Below are 19,142 nucleotides of genomic sequence, written 5' to 3' on the forward strand. Positions count from 1 at the left end.
GTCGCTTAGCAAGCAAAACTTAGAAAAACAATAAGGACACCCAAACAGGCAAGGTCATTAAGTTAAGCTCAAAGGTAAGAACGGGAATAAAAATGGAATTCAAAACGGCATGGGAAAGCCCCGTGCCGATCGCTGTCAATACGAGTCCTGAATGAACTTCATTAACAATCTCTTGAATTTCAAGTACTGTCCATGGAGATGTCTCGTCCACGCTCAATGCATAATCAACATAGGTTAAGTTCGACGGAGTAACATCTGTTACTCCAGTAGTGTCAAATATTGAGTGGTCAGGCGCATCGCCAGCTTGCTGAACGTAGTAAGCATTAATCGTATCCAACGCGGCTTGTGGAGACAATGGTGCAGGTGTTTGTGTAGGTGTCTGCGTTCTATTGATGTTACGCTGAACCGTACCATTAAATAGGGTGAAAATTAGTTGTGAATGAAGTTTATATAGAGATAAAATTAACCCCTAAGATGACTCTTAGTTTTTTTCATATGACTTAATACAACAATATTTACAAATTCATGATACGATATTGCTAAATCGGGAAATAGATGCTCCATATGTAAGATAGAATTAATTATTTATGGAACTGTTGAAGATGAATCATAACAAAATGATAGATGATCAACCAAGGATGTTTACTGAAACTATTATGACTCTGTAGAATGGGGGCCAATATATGTCATTAGCTAATAAAAAAGAAGAGTGTTTACTTATAGAGACATTAAAATCGCATATACCAAATGTAGAGGAATTACTGAATCCAGCAGTTGAGGAATCAGAAATAAATCTTTTCGAGAGCATGATGAACTGCAAATTTCCAGAAGATTTCAGAAAGCTATACATGAATTTTAATGGAGAAGGAGAGCAGATTTTTGGCATAATGGCTGGTCTTGGTTGGATGAACATTGAATCGATAGTAAGCAACTGGAAGTCCCTTTTGGAATCAGCGTACGATATTATATCCAGCAAATCAGATGTAATAAAAGATGGGAACTACAGAGAAGGCTGGATTCCTTTTGCTGAAGATGGTGGTGGCTCATTTTTGGCAATAGATTTAGACCCCGGAGAAAAGGGCGTTTATGGGCAAATTATTACGATAGATCATAATTCTCATTTTTCCTATGTTATTGCAGAAAGTTTGGGACATTTCTTTGAATTTATCGATTCGAGTCTCAGAAATAGTAGTATTGGTATTCGTGAAGAAGAAGATGTAATCATATTATCCCGTGAAAGTGGAAGTTTGTTAGATGATATTTTGGCTCTGACTAATTTGAATATCGAAGAGAACAGCCTTATCCCTGTAAGCGGATTTTGGGAAGAGTATTTTAAAGACGATGTTGAAAGTGGTTTTGTATCTTCAAAAACATTGAAAAAAAAGAGAATGGTATTTATTAGAGCTGATCAAGCTCAAAAATACGGAGCAATATCTTTGGATATTTTAACCCATATGGTTAATCTTAAAGAACTTATTATACATGCGGATGAAATTACTAATTTTGATGTACTTCAACGGTTGACTTCTTTAGCAGAACTTGTGATAGGATCAGAAGCTTTTAAAGAGTCTGATTTGAAGTACTTGGTTTCTTTAGATGGGTTAAGGAAGCTAACATTAATAGGACTTCCATTAAAAGATATACATACACTGAAAGATATAAAGAAATTAAAGAGTTTGAGATTATGTAGAATGAACTCAATTGATAGGGGATTAATTGGAACTATAAAAAATTTGAAGGAACTAAGCTTAGAAGAAATGGAGGTTGGCGACCTGCTTTATATTTCAAACCTTAGTAAGTTAATAAAACTAGAGCTCAAACAAGTGACAATACCACATTTATCATTCTTAAAAGCTTTAAAGAATCTAACGGTTTTTGAGACAGATAGCTGTGCAATAGATGAATCACATATAGAGGTTATAGGAGAATTGAAGAAATTAAAGCAGTTCACTTATCCGGTTGGAGATTTAACAATACTCAAAAATTGTATGAGTCTAAAGCAGATTGGAGTAGATGCATCAAGACTTAAAGGTTTGGAGGAAATTTCAGACTGTAATATAGTCGATATAACTATATTTCATGCAACATCGAAAGAGAACGCGAAGTCCGTAGTTGCGGAGTTTAATAAATACTTTAAACTTCAGTCATATGGATGGCAGGTCACATGGAAAGATTAATGAAGCTTGCCTACACTGAGCTTTATCATTATAGGGTGAAATTTTTATAAAAGAAAGGAGACTAGCTATTTTGGTTAGTCTCCTTTCTTTTTGCCGTTAGACCAACGCTGATACCTAATAAAATAGTAATGATGAAGCAGAAAAATTGTAGACATAAGATTTAAACCATTGACCTTTCCGCTAAGTAATCAGAGGGGTCTTTTTTGCGAAACAAGAAATAATATACATGGGTCTGTGAATTTTACAATAGTAATCCAATCATTGAACGTCTAGCATTAAGTATATTGGAGCGACGCATTAGGCGGATAAGGCGTACTACAGGTTGTTTATATTATCCTCGCATAATTTACTCGAAATGGAGAGCTTATGAAAAAGACTATTGTTTGTGTAATAGCGATACTTATCGTATTCTCAGGATTCGCAACACAAAGTTATGCGGCGTTGTCAGATACGCAATCTGCGGCAATACACGCGTTGCTGGATGATGCCCGTCGTATATCAGGTGTGCCGGGAATGTCAATCTCGATACTAGCTGATGATGAAATTTTCTACTTTTCTTCCGGGTATGCAGACCGTGAAAGTGGGTTGTCTGCAAGTGAGAACACACTATATGAACTGGCCTCGGTCAGTAAAGCCTTTACCGGCATGGGTATTCTGCTGTTGGAGGAACAAGGGCTGCTGTCAATGACTGACACTGTCCAAAAATATTTACCTTGGTTTACGTTAAAGTATCAAGGAAAACCTGTTGATATGCAAAGCCTTACACTCAATAACTTTCTTCACCATACTAGCGGCCTAACAAATGGTAAGCATTCTCAAAATATTCCACAAGGCAATACACCAGATTTGCTGCAAAAGACTGTGGAAATGCTGGTAGATGTTGAGTTGGCGTTCCCTCCCGGTGAACAGTACAACTATGGGACCGTTAATTATGACGTATTGGGTTTGGTTATTGAGATTGTGTCGGGACAAAGCTATGAAGACTTTATGAGGGAACAGGTATTTCAGCCGTTAGGTCTTCACCAGACGTATGTTTATAAAGAAGATGCTCAAGCCACCGGACAGTTGGCACAGGGCTACCGTTCTTCCTTTTTTATGACAACTCCATATAACGCGCCGGATTTTTCCGGGAATAAACCCGCAGGCTACATCATTTCTTGTACAAAAGATATGGCGCGTTGGATGGGCATACAGATGGGTATTGTGAAGGACATACCCGAAATATTCCATACGGTTATCGAAAAATCACATCAGGGTGATATGTCTGTTCCGGCCGTCAACGAAATGTATTATGCGGCGGGCTGGACGGTAAACGCCAACCAAACGATTATAGAGCACCCCGGGGGAAATCCCAATTTTGGAACCGAAGTGATCATACTGCCAAATGAACGAACAGCCGTCTGCTTGCTGACCAATGGCGCAAATATCAATAGAAGCATGGTACTAAAAGTTAAAGAGATATTAGACGGCAATCTAACGCAGTCATATGAAATAAGCGGCACACAGCTTTTGGACATCATTTTATCGTCTACCACAATTATTTTTTGCCTATTGGCCGTTCTGTTCTTTCTCTTAGGATTACGCAGAAGAAAAATGAATGGGCGGCAGCCAATGACTAAAAAGCGAATAATCGTAACAGCTATTTTGCTGATGGCTACGATTGCCCTGTGTATAATGTGCTGTGCATTAGATTGGCCAACGATACTTATTTGGCAAACATATAGTGTTCTTACAGCCTTGATTTCTTCAGCATTATTAACAGCAAGCATTACATGGTTTGTATACACTCAACGGTATAATAGTCTCATAAGAGGCGGGGCAGAGCGCGGTTTTTTTGATTTATGAATACATGTTCTTGTCGCGATCAAAGGACAAGAACATGTAACCATTGCCGCTAGAAGCAGAGGGGGGAAGGAACATAAAAGGATATTTTTGATTTTAGCAATTTATTTTACAACCCGATTGCACCTATTGAACTTCCATACCACTTAGTTAGCATATTTATCAACATTGTCTAATCCCCATCCTTAGCTGGTCCTCGCTCTGACCCTTCCTTACGACAAATCCTTTTTATACTGGATGGCCATGTAAATTCCACCAGCTAAAAACGCTAGCGCATATTTGAACAAGAAAAAAATGTTCCACATATACTCTTTAGGAAAAATCATGTCACATAGAATAATTGTCAACAGCATAAAGTAACTGCTTTTCAAAAAGATTTTATTTGTCCGTTCATCGTCTTGCCCAATCTTCTTATAAAATACATAGGTAAAAATCGCACTACCCATGAGCAGTAAAAAACCTACTCCAATGAGAATATTCCAATTTCCCGTAGATTGCTCAGCCCAGGACTTTAAAGGGTGAAAAATTGCGTTATGGATATCAGAAATAGACTTAATTTTCATTTTGATCATTTCCTTTCAAATAAGTAAAAACATCGTTTACATCAACATTAAAAAAATCGGCAATTCGAAAAGCCAATAGCAGAGTCGGCACATAATTCCCTTTTTCCATTACGAAAATGGTTTGTTTGGAAACCCCGACTTTCTCTGCTAATTCTTGCTGAGACATTCTGGCAAGTACACGATATTCATAAACCTTATTGGATATCGAATCACCGAAATCTTTCTTCATGACCATCACCTCTTGAATCAAATTATAAACTGATTTTTAACAAATGTAAAGTATACTTATACTTAGTTACATAATACATTTATGTTTACCTGGAATACTTTTATTTAACAAAAGCCAGAATGCAGAAAAAACCTGACGAAATTCATGATTCCGTCTGGTTCACATATCGATCTAATGTAATTTATGTTTTTTTGTGGTGCAAATCGATGAATGATTGCCACGATCGTGCAAGAACAATTCACAGTCAATAGCAGACGGATCGCAATCGGATTACTTAACGGATCTGGGATGGACGAAATCCATGCCTTTTAGCACACCAGGCAACAAACAGAGCAAGAAGGTATTGATAGGCATCACGATATCCACACCTTGCTTCCCCGCAGCCTGAGCAAGTGCTGTCTGCAACAATGTTGCCGCACCACCGAATGTCAGCCCCCACAGCGCAACAGAAATGAAGATAATAGTACCATGCTCACTCCAAAGTCCTAGTACAAGAGATATCAGAGCAAATCCGGTAAAACTGATGAGAACCAACGGACGCAACCAACGATCAATGAAAATCCCAATCACCCAGATTCCCACCAGTGCCATAATTCCAAAAACAAGCAGAACCTGGCCAAGATAGGGTTCAAGCCCCATATCATCTAGGAAAGGAGAGATATAGGTGTACAAAATATTATGAGCCAGCATCCAGGCAAGAACCACAACCAAGATAGGAATCAGCCCAGGTGTGAGTAAAACTTTGAATACTGAAATGCGTTTATCAGCCGACTGTCCCGGATAATAAAGCAGCGACAGGAAAAGACTTGATTAAAAAAGTCTTAGACTGCCGCTGTTCAATTATCATTTCCCGTTAGTTTATTCAAGGATGCTACGAAAAAACTATATATTTAGATTTTCATACTCAGATTAATGCCTGATTGAAGGATTTAATGAAAATAAATTAAAAAATACCATACTATTTTAACAAAAAATTACGGAACATGTATTTCCGATTTGATATCATGTTGACTTAAAAATTTCATTAAATCATTACTCAGCTGTACAATCTCATTGTTAGCATTATTCGCATAATCCGGCAACATCATATCCCTAACCATCTTAGTTCGTAGCCATGTCATAAAGAAAATATCCAAAAATAAGTTTGGAAATTTAAGCACCATTTTAAGTATTGGAGGATCAATTAAAACGCCCGCTTTTTGTATTTCCCTAAGATACGCTTTTAAAGTGACTGTTATTTTGCGTGCCGTCTTTCTGGTTCTGGCTGTTTTTTTGTCAATAATCTTATTCTCAGAATGCAAAAAACTCAACATGGCAATATCTGATACGGAATGTGTGATTAGATACGCTTGCATATCCTTTTTAATAACGTAGGGAAGCTTTGCTGTTTTAAATAGTTTTGCGAGGTTTTCTATGCGTTCTGTCGCTACACCATTAATTTCTCCAAATGCAGTTGCCGCTATAAACTTTGGTAGAAATCGCGCATGTAATACCCCATCTTTAATCTGTCCGCCGAAGCCGGGAAAAGCTGGTAAAAGTCTATCCCCTACGATATCCAGCCACGAAGAAAATCCAATTGAATTACTAATCATCGTAACTATATTTTTGCTTTGATTATCTTTTAGCGCTAACAATGCTGATTCGGACCGATCATAACGAACAGTAACGAAAATAAAATCGTATACATCGTCATTTTCGAGCGTATCCATGACATTCACTTGTATCGATCTAACTGTACCTTTTTCTATATACTGCAGACCATTTTCTCTTAATGATGTATATCTATTCGAATGTGCAAACAGGCTAACGTCATACCCTGCTTCAATAAGCTTTATTGCGTACATGCTCCCGATGACACCTGCACCAAAAATTAAAATTCTATCTTGTTTTCCCGACATATAAACCACCTCTACTTATTAATATTCCTTTTGATTATCCGACAACATGTTGTATGATGTGATTATAAATCTTCATTATTCCTTGATCAACCATCAGTTTTTTATGATTTGTCGGATGATATTCTTATTCACTAGTAGGAGGGACACATGAAAAAGCAACCCCAAATAACGGAGAAAACGAGACAAAAATTTGTAGAAGTTTTTTGTGAGTTATATAGCCAAAAGCCGATTGAGAAAATTTCGGTTCAGGAAATTTCCAATAAGTCAGGGTATAACCGCAGCACCTTTTATCAATACTTTACTGACATTTACGAATTGTTAGACTCTGTTGAAAATGACTTATTAAATGACATTAAAAAAGAATTGGCGAATAAAGAGCTATCGATGGATACGGTTCAAGATACACTCTATTGTCTGGACAAAAAAGAACATCTCCTGGTTCTCAACGCCCTTTTGGGTGATTATGGAAGTGCCCGTTTTTTAAAACGCTTAAAAAAAGAAATCGCTTTGGATCAATTAGAATTAAACGTTCCGCAAAACCAATCACTAACGCCATACTTCATTGAGTTTTACCTGACAACTGCTCTTTCTTTGTTTCGTCTTTGGCTTCAGCGTCAAAAGGATTTATCGTCAGAAGAATTTTTCAAGTTAGTGGAGAACCTATATTCAAGAGGGATTACGCCCTATTTTAAAGAATGAGTCTGTCATTCAAACCAAATCCATATGTTCTATAACAATAAAAAAGCGCGCATAAGCTTGTTTACACAATATACTCCATAAAAACTGACCTAACTTACTCTTAAGGTGGACGATGTTATAGACCACGAGATGGGGCGTTATTGCTTATATATGCACGGAGTGAGAGATATGAACATCATTAATCAATATAGCAATGAGGATTTAGCAGATTTTCTACACAGTGCTATTATGCATCATTAATCTCAATTGTGAACAGGAAAATTGGGCTGATAATAGGAAAACCACAGATTGAACTAACGGGAAACATGGGGAACTTCATCGTTATAGGACCCTTAATGAAGTATATTCATGCTGGCAATGGACAACGCTTAAGGTTAAGTATTATCTTATGCGGGAGGTCATCACTTCTTGAAATTTGAACTAGGACGTTGCTTACTGAATGAACGATTGATGGAATCCGGGAAGTCAGCGGAATGGCTGGCAAAAGACTTGCTTTTTAAACCGGAACGAGTTTACGACTTTATTGAAAACAAAAGAGTGATGCCACTCAAAATTGCCATATCGATCGCCGATTCCATCGGTTGTGATGTTCGTGCCTTGTATGAATTAATTCCGAATGATAATGAAGTAAAGGGAGATTAATGGAATAAGTGGTAGGTTGCATTAAGACTACGAATGTGATCCATTAAGCTAAGATAATGGGAAACGATAGCTCTATCAAAATAAGAAGGCAGCCGGTCAAATGATCGGCTGCCTTTGTTAAAATAACGGGCAGTTTAGATTACTCATGATGAGGATGACGAGAATCACAATTGGCGGAACAGCTTGAGCCAGATCCATGACGACAGCCTTGGGATTGAAGAATTTAAAATCCATGATGCTGCTCGGCATACGCGTGTAGCGCATCCAGCTTTCTTCCCAAAAGCAGGTCGAGTTTGGTTTCGCCTCGAATATCGTGAATACCGGTGTTGTAAGTGTGTTCCTTTTTAATTGCAAAGTATCAGTTCCGTCTGGTCTTTCGCTTGATGCCATGCTTGCTTGAGCAAATGATGCTTCTTGCATTCTGGCACGATGTGTTGCCGTGGAGACCAGTGCCTAGTTTACGGACTGCAAACGAAAAACAAGACTGTATTGTTCCTTGGAGCCAACACACGAATAAGACCAAACAAAACCAATATTGCACCGCGAACAGGCCAAGCGTGCAAAAAACACTTTTTACCAAAGATGCTGAAATGACGAATCTTGCTCGACGTATTACGGCCATCTCGCTTTATAACTTCTTCGGAGTGGCATAGAGGACAGGCCTGTTTGTAGGCTACCAGTGAGGCTTCCAAATGTACTTCTGTTTCATGGATCGAGACAACGCTATGATGTTGTAGTTCTGGTAATCCAAGCAGTTCGTTAATATACTGGATGGGCATCTGTCATAGCCTTTTCGTGTTGTTTGGTTGGACTTACAACATTACAAGATTTGCAGATGTTTTTCCATTTCTATCCTCGGTTTTACTCCGTTTTAATTTTCAACCGCAAAATTTGATTTTGAGCCTCAATTAATTGTGTAATTTGAGTGAACTCCCATCGTTTTTGTTACCGAAATATGTATATGGGCATATAACTAATTCTATAATTTAAAAGTCGAAAGGATGATAAACTTGTCTAGAAATTTAACTACACCAGATGGAACTACAGTATTTCCCTTTATAGCTCCTCAAGTTATTAGTGACCAAATTACACAAGGTAGAGTGGGGCACTACTATAAATCTTCAATTCCTGGGTTTGGATTAGTAACTTGGCAACTTGTAAGTTTCACGGTGCCAGCACCTGGAGCTGATATTGGATCAGGTACAATCTCAATGAATATTATCAATCCCGATGGTACAATGAGTTTTACTCAAGTAAGTAACCAAGATATAGTTGGGTTGCAATATATCGGTCCAGTATTGCCTGTTACCCCACCGCCACCTCCTGTTACACAACCTAAGCCCGTATGGTGTTCTTCAGCACCTTGGCATCCGGCTTGCTGGCGCGCTGAAGGCCCCTATCAGTATTATAGAGGCTATGATACGTACTGGGTACCTGTTCATATTCCTAAGAATTAATGTTGTCATCAATATCTTTAGAGGGAGTAACACTTCGATTTAACCACTGATTACAAAAAGAGAAAGTAGTAACATGTGATGTTAGTTTCTAGCTTCAAACTCCATTAAAGATTTCGGCTAGTGATAATATGTATTCTCGTAAATCAAGTTATTTCATATAAAAAAACAAGCAACCTACAGTTGATTTTTATGTAGGTTGCTTGTTTTGATTTCTAGTCCTCTAGGTTGTATTATCAGAGTTCGCATTTTATACTCTTTTCCCGGCCTTTGAATTCATCTTTTATTAGCCAAGTGACGGTTTAATCACCTTACCTAACTCACTCACTTTTTCGGGTAACTTTTTATGCATGGTTTATCAAATTTGAATTTGGGGGCTCCTTTTTTGATGCCAAAGTGTTTCTCAACTTAGATCTACTATTTGTTCCATTTATAAGCGTTAGTGTGAAATTATAAAAATTGATCTCATCGAATCCGACAAAAATTTGTGAGTGCCACCAACACGAGTGGAAGTGTTGGATGAGTACAATACGCGTTTAATGGTTCTGTAATATAAGGAATAAATGGCTCAATCAGAAAAAATGAAAAGATACTGTCCCGTGTAAAAGGAACAGTACCTTGCCTTTACGTTTGGCTTTGCTTCTAAGCGATTGAGATTTATTGTCATTTGGTGCTCGCCTACTTTTTCGTAGGATAATCTATCTTATGAAAAAAAAAAAAAAAAAAAAAATGACTTTACGTAACGTTCATCCAACTTATTGAACGTGACAGGAAGATGTCGTTACGCGGGCATGTTCTTATCTCGACTTTGCTTGGATTATCTTAAGCCTGGATAGTTCTTTCGCTGTGAGGCGCCGGGTATAGGCAGCATTGCCGTTATGCGTATCGACTATCTTGATTCGGCCCGCACTCTGACCCGCTGGACGTGCCACACGGACTCGGAGTGCACTTAATGCCCAATCGATGGGAAAGGCAACCGAAGTCTTTCCATCCGTTGTTCCGGCATAATTTACAGCGGCCGCATAGTTATCTGAACTTCTCAGCCAGACTGAGCCCGAGTCGCCGGGAAGTGATATAGGTGTATTGCTCAGAATAATTGATTGATTGAGGAAGGTAAGCACGCCGATATCCGAACCATAATCTACTTGTACATCCGTATTTACCGAATCTACTTTTCCTCTGGTCAGTCCAGATGTCCGTCCTACTTTTTTGAAGCGTTCGCCTACACGGTAGGAGGTGACATGACCGGGAATAGTGCCTATCGTTGCATACTGTGGGCTGACAATGCTGTTGCTTAGCGGACGGGACAAGGCTGCATCAACCCGGTTTGAACCGCTGGTAGTCAGGGTAATAAACTGCGATAAATACCCGACACGGTTCCTTGGTGTCCTGCTTTCATCCGATCCGCCGGGCTGCAGTGTTTCTGCGCGATTGCGGGAGTTGGTCGGGTTGGTGAGCACATGGTTATTGCTGAATAAATACTGTTGATTGCCCCTGCTTACAATTAAGCCTACGGTTCCTGATCCGCCTGTGGTACCGATACTGTATCCTGCGATTACCGGACGAATCCGGTCCATGTAACTTGCGTTGCTGCGGATTTTTTGGGTTTTCACTACTCGTATCGGGACTTTTACAGTCTTGCCTCTAATTTGTGAGGAGAGCTTCGAACCAAAGCCTAGCGTCGTGCTGCTGACCGCATTAGCATAGAGGATCACGGCTGCGCCCTTTTTAGGATGTTTGGGATCATAGTATCCGACTCCGATCCCATGAATTCTCCGGTTCTTAAGTACTGTTTTCGAAATGTTATTCTTGATCACAAGAGCTTCAGCAAAAGAGGCCACTATTCATCACCTAATCTCATTAGAATAAGATAGTATATTAACCATGCGCACAAAAGGAATGGGCACTAATCATTGCATTTATGTGATAATGGTGAAATTGGTTAATAAAGATTGACGACAGTTATATCTGTCCAGCCATTATCTCCTCTTTAATTTAAGCTGTGAGCGATTTGTCGAAATACTGCTTATATGAGCGACATAGTTCTAAACGTGCTAATAGCCGGCCATTTAACTGAAAAAACCTTCATATACGTCAAGAGAGGCCGAACCGATGCAAAGCTTGAATGCTGGAGACGAGGATGCCTAAGGCACGGAAAAGGGAATAAAATAAGGGGTTAGAGTGGAAAGGATGCCTGATTACATCTTGTGAAGTCAATATTTCAGCATATTGGTCTTACTTTTGGTACGAGGCACTACGTACACGTAATGTTTTCGATCATTTAAACCACCATCATGAAACTGTACAGAAGATATATAGTGAAAGAAGTTGGGATATCGATATTTGGCTGACATCTTGGAAATTTACATCCATGATTTTGTTGAATCGAAAAGATATATACTCGATTTCTACAAAAATCTGATAAATAAAATATTGCTGTTGCTGAAGTTGTTTTAATCAACTATTTTAAGCCCCATATAATAAAGATTTCAAAAAAATATTTCAGTCATCGGAACATGAGTATAAAGAATGTTATGTATTAGATCTCGATTATGTAATTGTGGAGTTTGATACAACTGGTTTAGGTTTTAGGATCAAGAGTCAAGTGTTCGAAATAAGTAAAGAATATTTGTTAAATATACATTTGATTCGTAATCATCAAACCTAGCCCACCTGTAGCCCTTAAGCAAATAGTAGGTCCCACCAGTTCCATTTCCGATAAGCCAAAATTGGATTTGAGCAGCAGATATTTAAACATCCGCACCGGATCAACTACGGTTCGCCCGTTATCGTGGCAATAGTTTTGTTCAATTCTTAATATACAAAGCTAAAATAATTCGTTCATTTGACGCAGCAGGTGATCGTTAGGAATCAAAATATGGTTAAGCTTTGCAAACGGGCTCAATATAGAAACTCTGCTGCTCAGGGAGCATCAAAACCACCAGCCTTTAATTGGATACTTTAAAAAAGAAAAAAAAGAGACATTCCTCATAAAAATGAGAAATTGTCTCTTTTGGGGGGCGTAGGACTTTTTAAGTGACCTCTTTCTAGATGAGGTAAATGTTATTGTTGTTACTACTTAGCAAGTTAAGCGTGAATATTTGTGACTCTCCTTTAATCTGCCATTAATAAAATTAAATCACTTGAATTAGCACGGTGTCATTCGAAGACGACAAGTTCCTCCTGAACCAGAGCATCTAAAAGATACAGTTTGTGCAGTGGCAGGAACTTGATAAGTCGCTAGTGTGCCACCAGGATTTAAAGAGATCTCTGATCCAGGAATAATAAACCTTCCATCATCTGCAACCAGTGTAAATGTACAGCTACCAATATTTGAAATGGCTTTTAATTTTGGTGCAGGCCCCCCAAATCTTTTCACAAGAGTGAAGTTTCCACCACAAGCACCTATCAGGTCCACTGTATTTTCACTTATAGTCGATCTAACTCTGGATAACTTTGGTGCGCGAGTAATGGGAGCTCGTTTTCGTTTACCATTTGTACGAGTACTTGTAATTCTCTTAACTTTCTTAGAACAATTACATGACATATGTTATCACCTCGTAGTTTTAGTCTAGATTATACGTAACTCACCTTAACAAAAAGAAGTCCTTAGTATACATCTTCCACCTGTACCAGATTGACAACGGAATAAAATCTGATGTGGAGGAAATGCGTTAGGACCAAAAACATACCTAGCTAGTACATTGCCTGGTTGTAGCGTGTACTCCGAATTTTGAATTACATTTCCATTACGATCTACCGCGAGTAGTGTGAATGCACAATTTCCTACGTTACGAATTGTGTTAAACTCAGCAGAAAGTCCATTAGTTCTAGCTAAAATCAAGAGCTGACCACAATTTCCTGAAAAATCAAAAGTCTCACTCAGTTCTGTAGATCGAACCTTTCTTTTTCTTGGGACTCTAATTTCAGAAAGATTGATTTTTTTTAGGCGAACTGTTTTACTTTTGGTTGTTTTTCTGCATTTACATGACATTGAACTTACCTCCTTACACAAGATAAGACAGTATATTAAGGGGAGAGACAATACGTATGATCTATTATCCAATTTTTATAAAATATACCTTAGCCCTGTGATTGAAATAACATTTCAAGTTGAATTATATGGAGGAAGTATCTTTTAGAGAAAGATCATTTTTATAGTATAAGTACAAGAAGTAATGATGCAGCTTTAAATGGAGGAAGTTCAGGTTTTGAAATGATGACCAGTGCAATTCAAAGTTAAGTGAAAGAATACTCCAATCTATAATTAGACAGAACAAGGAGAAGGGGATTAGTAAAAATATTCTATTATGGATTCACGATCAGTGGTTGCGAGTTTCTCTATACTATTTTTCTGCAACTGTTTAAATTATTCAGAGTCAAGGTTAACGCAAAAATCTAATATTAGATGGATAGAAGTTCTTGAGTTAACAAAATCTAAATTCAAAATTGCTTTTAAGCTAGTAGAATCAATGACAAAAATTAAAGTGGATGTTTTATACAAGAAATAGAATAGTGCTGATTCAGACTTTAAAAAGTATAAGTGACCTAAGGAGTACATGGATTCGTTTATAAAAAAACATGACAGATAAATTCAAAATCAAAAAATATTTGTAGTTAACGAATGAAACAGCAACCGTTCTTTGACCGGTTGCTGTTTCATTAGAAGGAGGAACTTTCGGCAATGGGACCAAGTTCTTGTGCGACAATGTCGAAGGACAAGGACTTGGTACTATTGCCGATTTGAAAACCATTAAAATACATAATCATGTACAATAATCAATAAGTAATTATACACCATCAGACCTTATCCATATCAGTTGAAGCCGCTAGTAAACAATGAAGAGAAAGCTATAACTGCGTTACATCAAAATTGAGGCCCAAACAATTCAACAAGAAAAACATTCTTCCTATCTTTAAACAATACTGTAGTGCCCAACTATACTAAGTTTGTATCCAGGTTAAAAAACCTCAAGCCCAATAATGCTGAGTTGAAAGAAATACATAACTACTATCTGACAGGGGCAAAACTCCAGCTGGAAGGGTTCATTAGTAAATACTTCAAATAAATAGTTTAATAAAAAGAACCCAAAGTACTTTAAGGGTTCTTTTTTAATGGTTGACACGAACTTTGCTACATTCCCGATATGATTTCATCTACTGCAGAAAGTTAAAAGATGCCATTGTTCTTAAGCTGACGGGCAGGCAATATGGTACTATTTAGGAGGAACTGAGATGTCTAACCCCATATTTGTTCATTCATGGAGGGACTTATGAAGCTGTTGATCGTAGAGGACGATATTGGAATATCGCACACAATTGCAAGAGTTATGCAGGATGAAGGGCATAAGGTTACGGAGTGTCATAACGGAGAAGAGGGCTTGCATCACGCATTGTACGGCGAGTTCGATTTAATTATTTTGGATATTATGCTGCCTAAGGTTGATGGATTTACGTTCATCCAAGAGCTGAGGAAGCAAAGAGTGGATACCCCGATTCTTTGTCTGACGGCAAAAGACGGATTGAACGACCGGGTAAAGGGGTTAACGATCGGAGCGGACGATTATGTGGTGAAGCCATTCGAAATTCCAGAGCTGATTGTCAGAGCTAAAGTGCTGTTGCGCCGTTATGGCAAGGTTAATCAAGAAGAGCAGATTAGCTACGGCCCGATTGCTATTCAAGTTCGAAATCGAGCAATAACGGTCGCAGGAGAAGAGCTGACTTTAACAGAAAAGGAATGTGAGCTGCTTGAGTACCTGCTCATGAATAAAGAGCAGATCGTGACGAAAGAGCAAATCTATAACCGAATTTGGGGACTGGATTCGGAAGCGGGGATTGGCATCGTCGAGCTCTATGTCCATTATCTTCGAAAGAAGCTGTCTTCATGGCATGCCGATCAATATATCCAAACCGTAAGAGGTTTGGGCTACATACTCAGAATAAACAAGTAGTTTTTCAAAGGGAAATCAAAGGTTCATCTTATATATTCTTCTTATACTCTATAAAGGAGAGATTGATGAATGAACCTTGTAAGACAGATGTTTAAGAACACCCGATTGACTATTTTATTAGCTGTGGTACTTCTCGTATTGCTGATTGCAGGCGGTTTGTTTGGGCAGACCCAACATCAGCCAGAGAGTTTAGACGGATTGATTCAGAAGATGGCGGTAGATACGCTTAAGAATGACCCTGAGACACAGCTTTATTTTGACGTGAAAAATGTGGAGGGAATCCGATGGGATCCCACTAAGCTTACGGACCTGTCGGATGCCGATTACGAATTATTAAACGATAAGAGAAATGACTTGTTAAAAAAATTGAATAACTATGATGCTGCTATGCTTTCCCCGGAAGACAAACTCACCTACGATATCCTAAAATGGGACCTAAGCGCGGCGCAGCAGGTATATAAATATTGGGATTTGAACACGAATGACTACCTTTCCCTAACCAATTTTCCGCCGTATTTCGCGAACAACTATCCGATTCGCAGCCAAGCAGATGCAAAGAATTATATCGTTGCGCTGAACGGTTTTTCAGATAAAGTCGCACATGTCATTAATAGAATTCAAGACAGACGGGAGAAAGGTATTGTCCCTGCTTCTGAATTTCTTAAGGAAATGCTTACGAGTTACAGCAAATTGCAGAATACGAAACCGGAAGAAACGATTCTGTACAGTTTGTATGCAGAGAAATTAACCGAGTTAAAACTCGATCCCTCCGAAGAGGAAACGCTGAAAAAAACGTTAGCGCAAACCCTAACCGATCATGTACTGGCTTCTTACGGCAAACTTGCCGATGTGATCAAGAATGATCTTATGAAGCAAGCATCCGTGAACCAAGGAATCTGGAATCAGCCGGGCGGCAGCGAATATTATTCTGCAAGGCTCAAACTTACTACGGGTACTGACCTTAGTCCTCAGAAAATTCACGAGATCGCTAAACGCAAGGTAGAAGAGATCGAGAAGGAGCTAAGAAGCGGGGCTTCGGGTCACGCACAAACTACATCTGCAGCCAGATTCCTAACTGGAGATAAATTGCTGCAAGCGTTAAACAGTAGTTTGTCGGATGCCACGCCCTACTTGTCCGATTGGTTTGAAGAGGAGCTTATCCCGGACCATCCCGTGGATGTGCGGGCGTATTCGGCTCTTTTCGCATCGGCTGGTGGAATGTATATCCCCTTATCTATAAATGGTGATAGGAGCGGGAGATTTGTCATTCCACTCGAAAATCCGACCTCCGAAGAAATAGTTAAATTGCTTGCCTTGCATGAGGGTATTCCAGGACATCACTTTCAATTCTCGATTCAATATGATCAACCATCCATTCCATTAATCCGCAAAATAACGATGACGGCTGGATACGTAGAGGGATGGGCGGTCTATATGGAAAGCTTATGCGCGGAGAAGGGGTTGCTTGATCGGAATATGGTACTAAACCGTTTGCTGGGCAATTCCATGGGTACCGTGATAGATACGGGTATCCATGGGCTGAAGTGGACAAGAGAACAAGCTAATGAGTATCTGGTTAGGGTTACCGGAACGGGGAACGATGCTTTGATCGACAGTGTCATTGCCTATCCTGGACTTAACGAAAACTATGCGATCGGATCGGAGCAATTCCAATCCCTTCGGGAGAAGGCGGAAAGCGAACTCGGGGATCGCTTCGATATCAAGGCATTTCATTCCGTTCTTCTTCGAAACGGGAATATGCCATTTCCAATATTGGAACAGCAAGTGAATCAATACATCAAATCCGCCAAATAAAAGGAGAGCAAACCCCGGTATGATTAAACGCACGTTAGTACGAATGACGATATGGAACAGCACGGTTGTATTTTGCTTGCTCGTCACACTGGGGGGAGGATTATATGGGTTGGCACATTATCGGATCTATTCCGATATTGACCGTCATCTGGTGTTTAATATTGACCACATGCAACAAATTTCTCTAAGTAACGGGGAGCAAGTACTTAACATTGATTCGAAGGAACCGGAACGTTTTATGATGTCATTTTATTGGGATTCCAACGATGCATTGATTCAAAGCGTATATTATAAAGTACCATATATCGAATTGAGTTCGATGCTTCGGGAAAAACAAAACCACATGCGGCCCGAGTCGATACTCGTGGGTAAGAAAACCTATCGATTCGTGAGCAGACCCTATCAGGGTAAATTGCCAATAGTCGAGAAACTGTCGAACATTCCTTTGAAAACAATTCAGATATTTACGGAAATTTCCGCCGAGGTGTATTATTTGAACCGGTTATTATGGTGTATTAGTATTGGAATCGGTGTCGGCGCGTTATTATCTATCATCGCAGGTTACGCTTTGGCTAGACGGGCGCTCATACCAATTCAGAAGGCTTGGGATAAGCAGCAGCAATTCGTTGCAGATGCCTCTCACGAGTTGAGAAGTCCGCTCTCGGTCGTCCGAGGGCAAACACAAATATTGTTACGCCATCCCGATCATACGATCGAGGAAGAAAGCGCTCCAATTTCAGCCATTCTGAAAGAAACCAAAAGAATGAGCAACATGGTAGACGGCCTACTTCTTCTGGCAAGAGGTGATTCACATGAGGAGGTTATCTCATGCACACCTGTTCGTATTGACGTGATCATTAAAGAGATCGCCAAAAAAATGGAGCCAATAATGGATTACAAGCAGTTGCGGGTACAGCTTCATGTCGAAGGCTCGGAATTGCTCATGAATGGAGATGAGAATCGTCTCATACAGTTGTTCATGATTTTGTTGGACAATGCCATTAAATTTACGCAGGTGGATGGGCAAATCGATCTTGAGTGTCTTAGGCAGGGGAAATCAGTTCTTGTAACCGTCAAGGATAACGGAGTGGGTATTTCGGAACATGAATTACCACTCGTATTTAATCGCTTTTATAAGGGAGATTCCTCTAGAAGTAGAGGGGATCATGGAGCAGGTCTAGGGCTATCGATCGCACGTTGGATCGTCGATCAACATCAAGGTACTGTCCACATTAGCAGCGGGGTAGGGTGTGGTACGACAGTTATGATTCGTTTTCCGGTGATTAGTTAAAAATAATAGTACTCTTCAAAAGAGACTTACAATTGTTGTCGGGACTTTTGGGTTTGGGGATATCTATAGAACGCAGCAAAGTTCTTTATTATCCATTATTTTCTAAAAAGGGAAACTAGTACATACTGTGCAATAAGCGAAGAAGATTATCTGGCTTCGCTACCGGTTATTAGCGCATATAAACAAAGAGTGATTATCGCTCAATGTTTAACTTGGATGTGATGCCTTGTACGAATTTCAAAAAAACCGTTGAATCAGCTCAACGGTTTTTTTGAATGCATTTGTGTGTCGTCCTATAAGTGGTTGATGAAACTCTGAGCAATTGATATGGCCAGTCGAAATCGCAAGGCTCTAATTAATGATGTGGTTATTGCTCGGAATTCGGAAGAGGAAGTGATAAATAGATCAAATAATATAAACCCCTAGATTGTGACCATAATCTATTGTAAGAGGACAAGAACTTGTACCGATTGCCGAAAATGGACAAGAACATGGTACTATTGACGATTTGGCGAATATCTAATTCGGATATTTATGTCATTCAGCAATGGCCCCAACATTACTCTTAGAAGAAGTTTAAA

The 19,142-nt window shown here is 39.2% G+C and carries 17 protein-coding genes; 8 read left to right on the forward strand and 9 right to left on the reverse strand.

Annotation, left to right across the window (positions count from 1 at the left end; all coding sequences use genetic code 11):
* Positions 1-19 precede the first annotated feature (19 nt).
* A complete protein-coding gene (locus MHI32_RS15980) occupies positions 20-337 on the reverse strand; it encodes a hypothetical protein (RefSeq protein ID WP_076302981.1) in 318 nt (105 codons plus the stop codon).
* Positions 338-683: 346 nt separating this feature from the next.
* Here MHI32_RS15980 and MHI32_RS15985 point away from each other — a divergent pair, with 346 nt between their 5' ends.
* Together MHI32_RS15985 and MHI32_RS15990 are read left to right on the forward strand one after the other, a co-directional pair.
* Positions 684-2,177 carry an SMI1/KNR4 family protein gene (locus MHI32_RS15985; protein ID WP_076281776.1) on the forward strand — a complete coding sequence of 498 codons (1,494 nt, stop codon included), beginning with the start codon at positions 684-686 and terminating at the stop codon, positions 2,175-2,177.
* A 366-nt stretch (positions 2,178-2,543) separates the two neighbouring features.
* The gene (locus MHI32_RS15990; RefSeq protein WP_076307869.1) at positions 2,544-4,022 is read left to right on the forward strand and encodes a serine hydrolase domain-containing protein; all 1,479 of its coding nucleotides are present in this window, start codon (positions 2,544-2,546) and stop codon (positions 4,020-4,022) included.
* Positions 4,023-4,231: 209 nt separating this feature from the next.
* Here the strand turns inward: MHI32_RS15990 and MHI32_RS15995 are convergent, their stop codons facing one another.
* The 4 genes from MHI32_RS15995 to MHI32_RS16010 form a co-directional block, all read right to left on the reverse strand.
* Positions 4,232-4,582 carry a hypothetical protein gene (locus tag MHI32_RS15995; protein ID WP_036677002.1) on the reverse strand — a complete coding sequence of 117 codons (351 nt, stop codon included), beginning with the start codon at positions 4,580-4,582 and terminating at the stop codon, positions 4,232-4,234.
* Entirely contained in the window at positions 4,572-4,811 is a 240-nt protein-coding gene (locus MHI32_RS16000) for a helix-turn-helix transcriptional regulator (protein WP_036677000.1), read from the reverse strand. The genes MHI32_RS15995 and MHI32_RS16000 overlap by 11 nt, the downstream gene beginning before the upstream one ends.
* A 270-nt stretch (positions 4,812-5,081) precedes the next feature.
* Positions 5,082-5,516: an MFS transporter gene (locus MHI32_RS16005; RefSeq protein WP_254848814.1), complete on the reverse strand. Its 435-nt coding sequence runs from the start codon at positions 5,514-5,516 to the stop codon at positions 5,082-5,084.
* Positions 5,517-5,785: 269 nt separating this feature from the next.
* Entirely contained in the window at positions 5,786-6,709 is a 924-nt protein-coding gene (locus MHI32_RS16010; protein ID WP_076279730.1) for a 2-dehydropantoate 2-reductase N-terminal domain-containing protein, read from the reverse strand.
* Between the two features lie 147 nt (positions 6,710-6,856).
* Between MHI32_RS16010 and MHI32_RS16015 the strand changes: the two genes are divergently transcribed.
* Together MHI32_RS16015 and MHI32_RS16020 are read left to right on the forward strand one after the other, a co-directional pair.
* The gene (locus tag MHI32_RS16015) at positions 6,857-7,408 is read left to right on the forward strand and encodes a TetR/AcrR family transcriptional regulator (RefSeq protein WP_076190250.1); all 552 of its coding nucleotides are present in this window, start codon (positions 6,857-6,859) and stop codon (positions 7,406-7,408) included.
* 408 nt (positions 7,409-7,816) lie between these two features.
* Positions 7,817-8,050 carry a transcriptional regulator gene (locus MHI32_RS16020; RefSeq protein ID WP_076106729.1) on the forward strand — a complete coding sequence of 78 codons (234 nt, stop codon included), beginning with the start codon at positions 7,817-7,819 and terminating at the stop codon, positions 8,048-8,050.
* 117 nt (positions 8,051-8,167) lie between these two features.
* On the opposite strand, the gene MHI32_RS16025 is transcribed toward MHI32_RS16020, so the two are convergent.
* Positions 8,168-8,314, reverse strand: a complete 147-nt coding sequence (locus MHI32_RS16025) for a hypothetical protein (protein ID WP_179086259.1) — start codon at positions 8,312-8,314, stop codon at positions 8,168-8,170.
* 194 nt (positions 8,315-8,508) lie between these two features.
* The gene (locus tag MHI32_RS16030) at positions 8,509-8,829 is read right to left on the reverse strand and encodes a hypothetical protein (protein WP_143762384.1); all 321 of its coding nucleotides are present in this window, start codon (positions 8,827-8,829) and stop codon (positions 8,509-8,511) included.
* A gap of 231 nt (positions 8,830-9,060) precedes the next feature.
* Between MHI32_RS16030 and MHI32_RS16035 the strand changes: the two genes are divergently transcribed.
* Positions 9,061-9,507 carry a hypothetical protein gene (locus MHI32_RS16035; protein WP_076126604.1) on the forward strand — a complete coding sequence of 149 codons (447 nt, stop codon included), beginning with the start codon at positions 9,061-9,063 and terminating at the stop codon, positions 9,505-9,507.
* A 794-nt stretch (positions 9,508-10,301) separates the two neighbouring features.
* Here the strand turns inward: MHI32_RS16035 and MHI32_RS16040 are convergent.
* Both MHI32_RS16040 and MHI32_RS16045 read right to left on the reverse strand, forming a co-directional pair.
* Positions 10,302-11,345: a hypothetical protein gene (locus MHI32_RS16040; RefSeq protein ID WP_305953553.1), complete on the reverse strand. Its 1,044-nt coding sequence runs from the start codon at positions 11,343-11,345 to the stop codon at positions 10,302-10,304.
* A gap of 1,751 nt (positions 11,346-13,096) precedes the next feature.
* A complete protein-coding gene (locus MHI32_RS16045; protein WP_076126607.1) occupies positions 13,097-13,498 on the reverse strand; it encodes a hypothetical protein in 402 nt (133 codons plus the stop codon).
* A gap of 1,279 nt (positions 13,499-14,777) precedes the next feature.
* On the opposite strand from MHI32_RS16045, the gene MHI32_RS16050 reads away from it, so the two are divergent.
* The 3 genes from MHI32_RS16050 (at position 14,778) to MHI32_RS16060 (ending at position 18,561) form a co-directional block, all read left to right on the forward strand.
* Positions 14,778-15,455, forward strand: a complete 678-nt coding sequence (locus MHI32_RS16050; protein ID WP_076126794.1) for a response regulator transcription factor — start codon at positions 14,778-14,780, stop codon at positions 15,453-15,455.
* 69 nt (positions 15,456-15,524) lie between these two features.
* Positions 15,525-17,270, forward strand: coding sequence for a DUF885 domain-containing protein (locus tag MHI32_RS16055; RefSeq protein WP_076126608.1), 1,746 nt, complete (start codon positions 15,525-15,527; stop codon positions 17,268-17,270).
* Positions 17,271-17,289: 19 nt separating this feature from the next.
* Positions 17,290-18,561 carry a HAMP domain-containing sensor histidine kinase gene (locus tag MHI32_RS16060; protein WP_076126610.1) on the forward strand — a complete coding sequence of 424 codons (1,272 nt, stop codon included), beginning with the start codon at positions 17,290-17,292 and terminating at the stop codon, positions 18,559-18,561.
* Positions 18,562-19,142: the final 581 nt, after the last annotated feature.

It is taken from the genome of Paenibacillus sp. FSL H7-0690, assembly GCF_037980415.1.
In the GTDB taxonomy this organism is placed as follows: domain Bacteria; phylum Bacillota; class Bacilli; order Paenibacillales; family Paenibacillaceae; genus Paenibacillus_AQ; species Paenibacillus_AQ odorifer.

What these genes read in the sequence shown, in the direction of transcription:
- MHI32_RS15985 (WP_076281776.1), top strand. Translation starts at nt 684, where the DNA reads ATGTCATTAGCTAATAAAAAAGAAGAGTGTTTACTTATAGAGACATTA.
- MHI32_RS15990 (WP_076307869.1), top strand. Translation starts at nt 2,544, where the DNA reads ATGAAAAAGACTATTGTTTGTGTAATAGCGATACTTATCGTATTCTCA.
- MHI32_RS15995 (WP_036677002.1), bottom strand. Translation starts at nt 4,582, where the DNA reads ATGAAAATTAAGTCTATTTCTGATATCCATAACGCAATTTTTCACCCT.
- MHI32_RS16000 (WP_036677000.1), bottom strand. Translation starts at nt 4,811, where the DNA reads ATGAAGAAAGATTTCGGTGATTCGATATCCAATAAGGTTTATGAATAT.
- MHI32_RS16010 (WP_076279730.1), bottom strand. Translation starts at nt 6,709, where the DNA reads ATGTCGGGAAAACAAGATAGAATTTTAATTTTTGGTGCAGGTGTCATC.
- MHI32_RS16015 (WP_076190250.1), top strand. Translation starts at nt 6,857, where the DNA reads ATGAAAAAGCAACCCCAAATAACGGAGAAAACGAGACAAAAATTTGTA.
- MHI32_RS16025 (WP_179086259.1), bottom strand. Translation starts at nt 8,314, where the DNA reads ATGCGCTACACGCGTATGCCGAGCAGCATCATGGATTTTAAATTCTTC.
- MHI32_RS16030 (WP_143762384.1), bottom strand. Translation starts at nt 8,829, where the DNA reads ATGCCCATCCAGTATATTAACGAACTGCTTGGATTACCAGAACTACAA.
- MHI32_RS16045 (WP_076126607.1), bottom strand. Translation starts at nt 13,498, where the DNA reads ATGTCATGTAAATGCAGAAAAACAACCAAAAGTAAAACAGTTCGCCTA.
- MHI32_RS16050 (WP_076126794.1), top strand. Translation starts at nt 14,778, where the DNA reads ATGAAGCTGTTGATCGTAGAGGACGATATTGGAATATCGCACACAATT.
- MHI32_RS16055 (WP_076126608.1), top strand. Translation starts at nt 15,525, where the DNA reads ATGAACCTTGTAAGACAGATGTTTAAGAACACCCGATTGACTATTTTA.
- MHI32_RS16060 (WP_076126610.1), top strand. Translation starts at nt 17,290, where the DNA reads ATGATTAAACGCACGTTAGTACGAATGACGATATGGAACAGCACGGTT.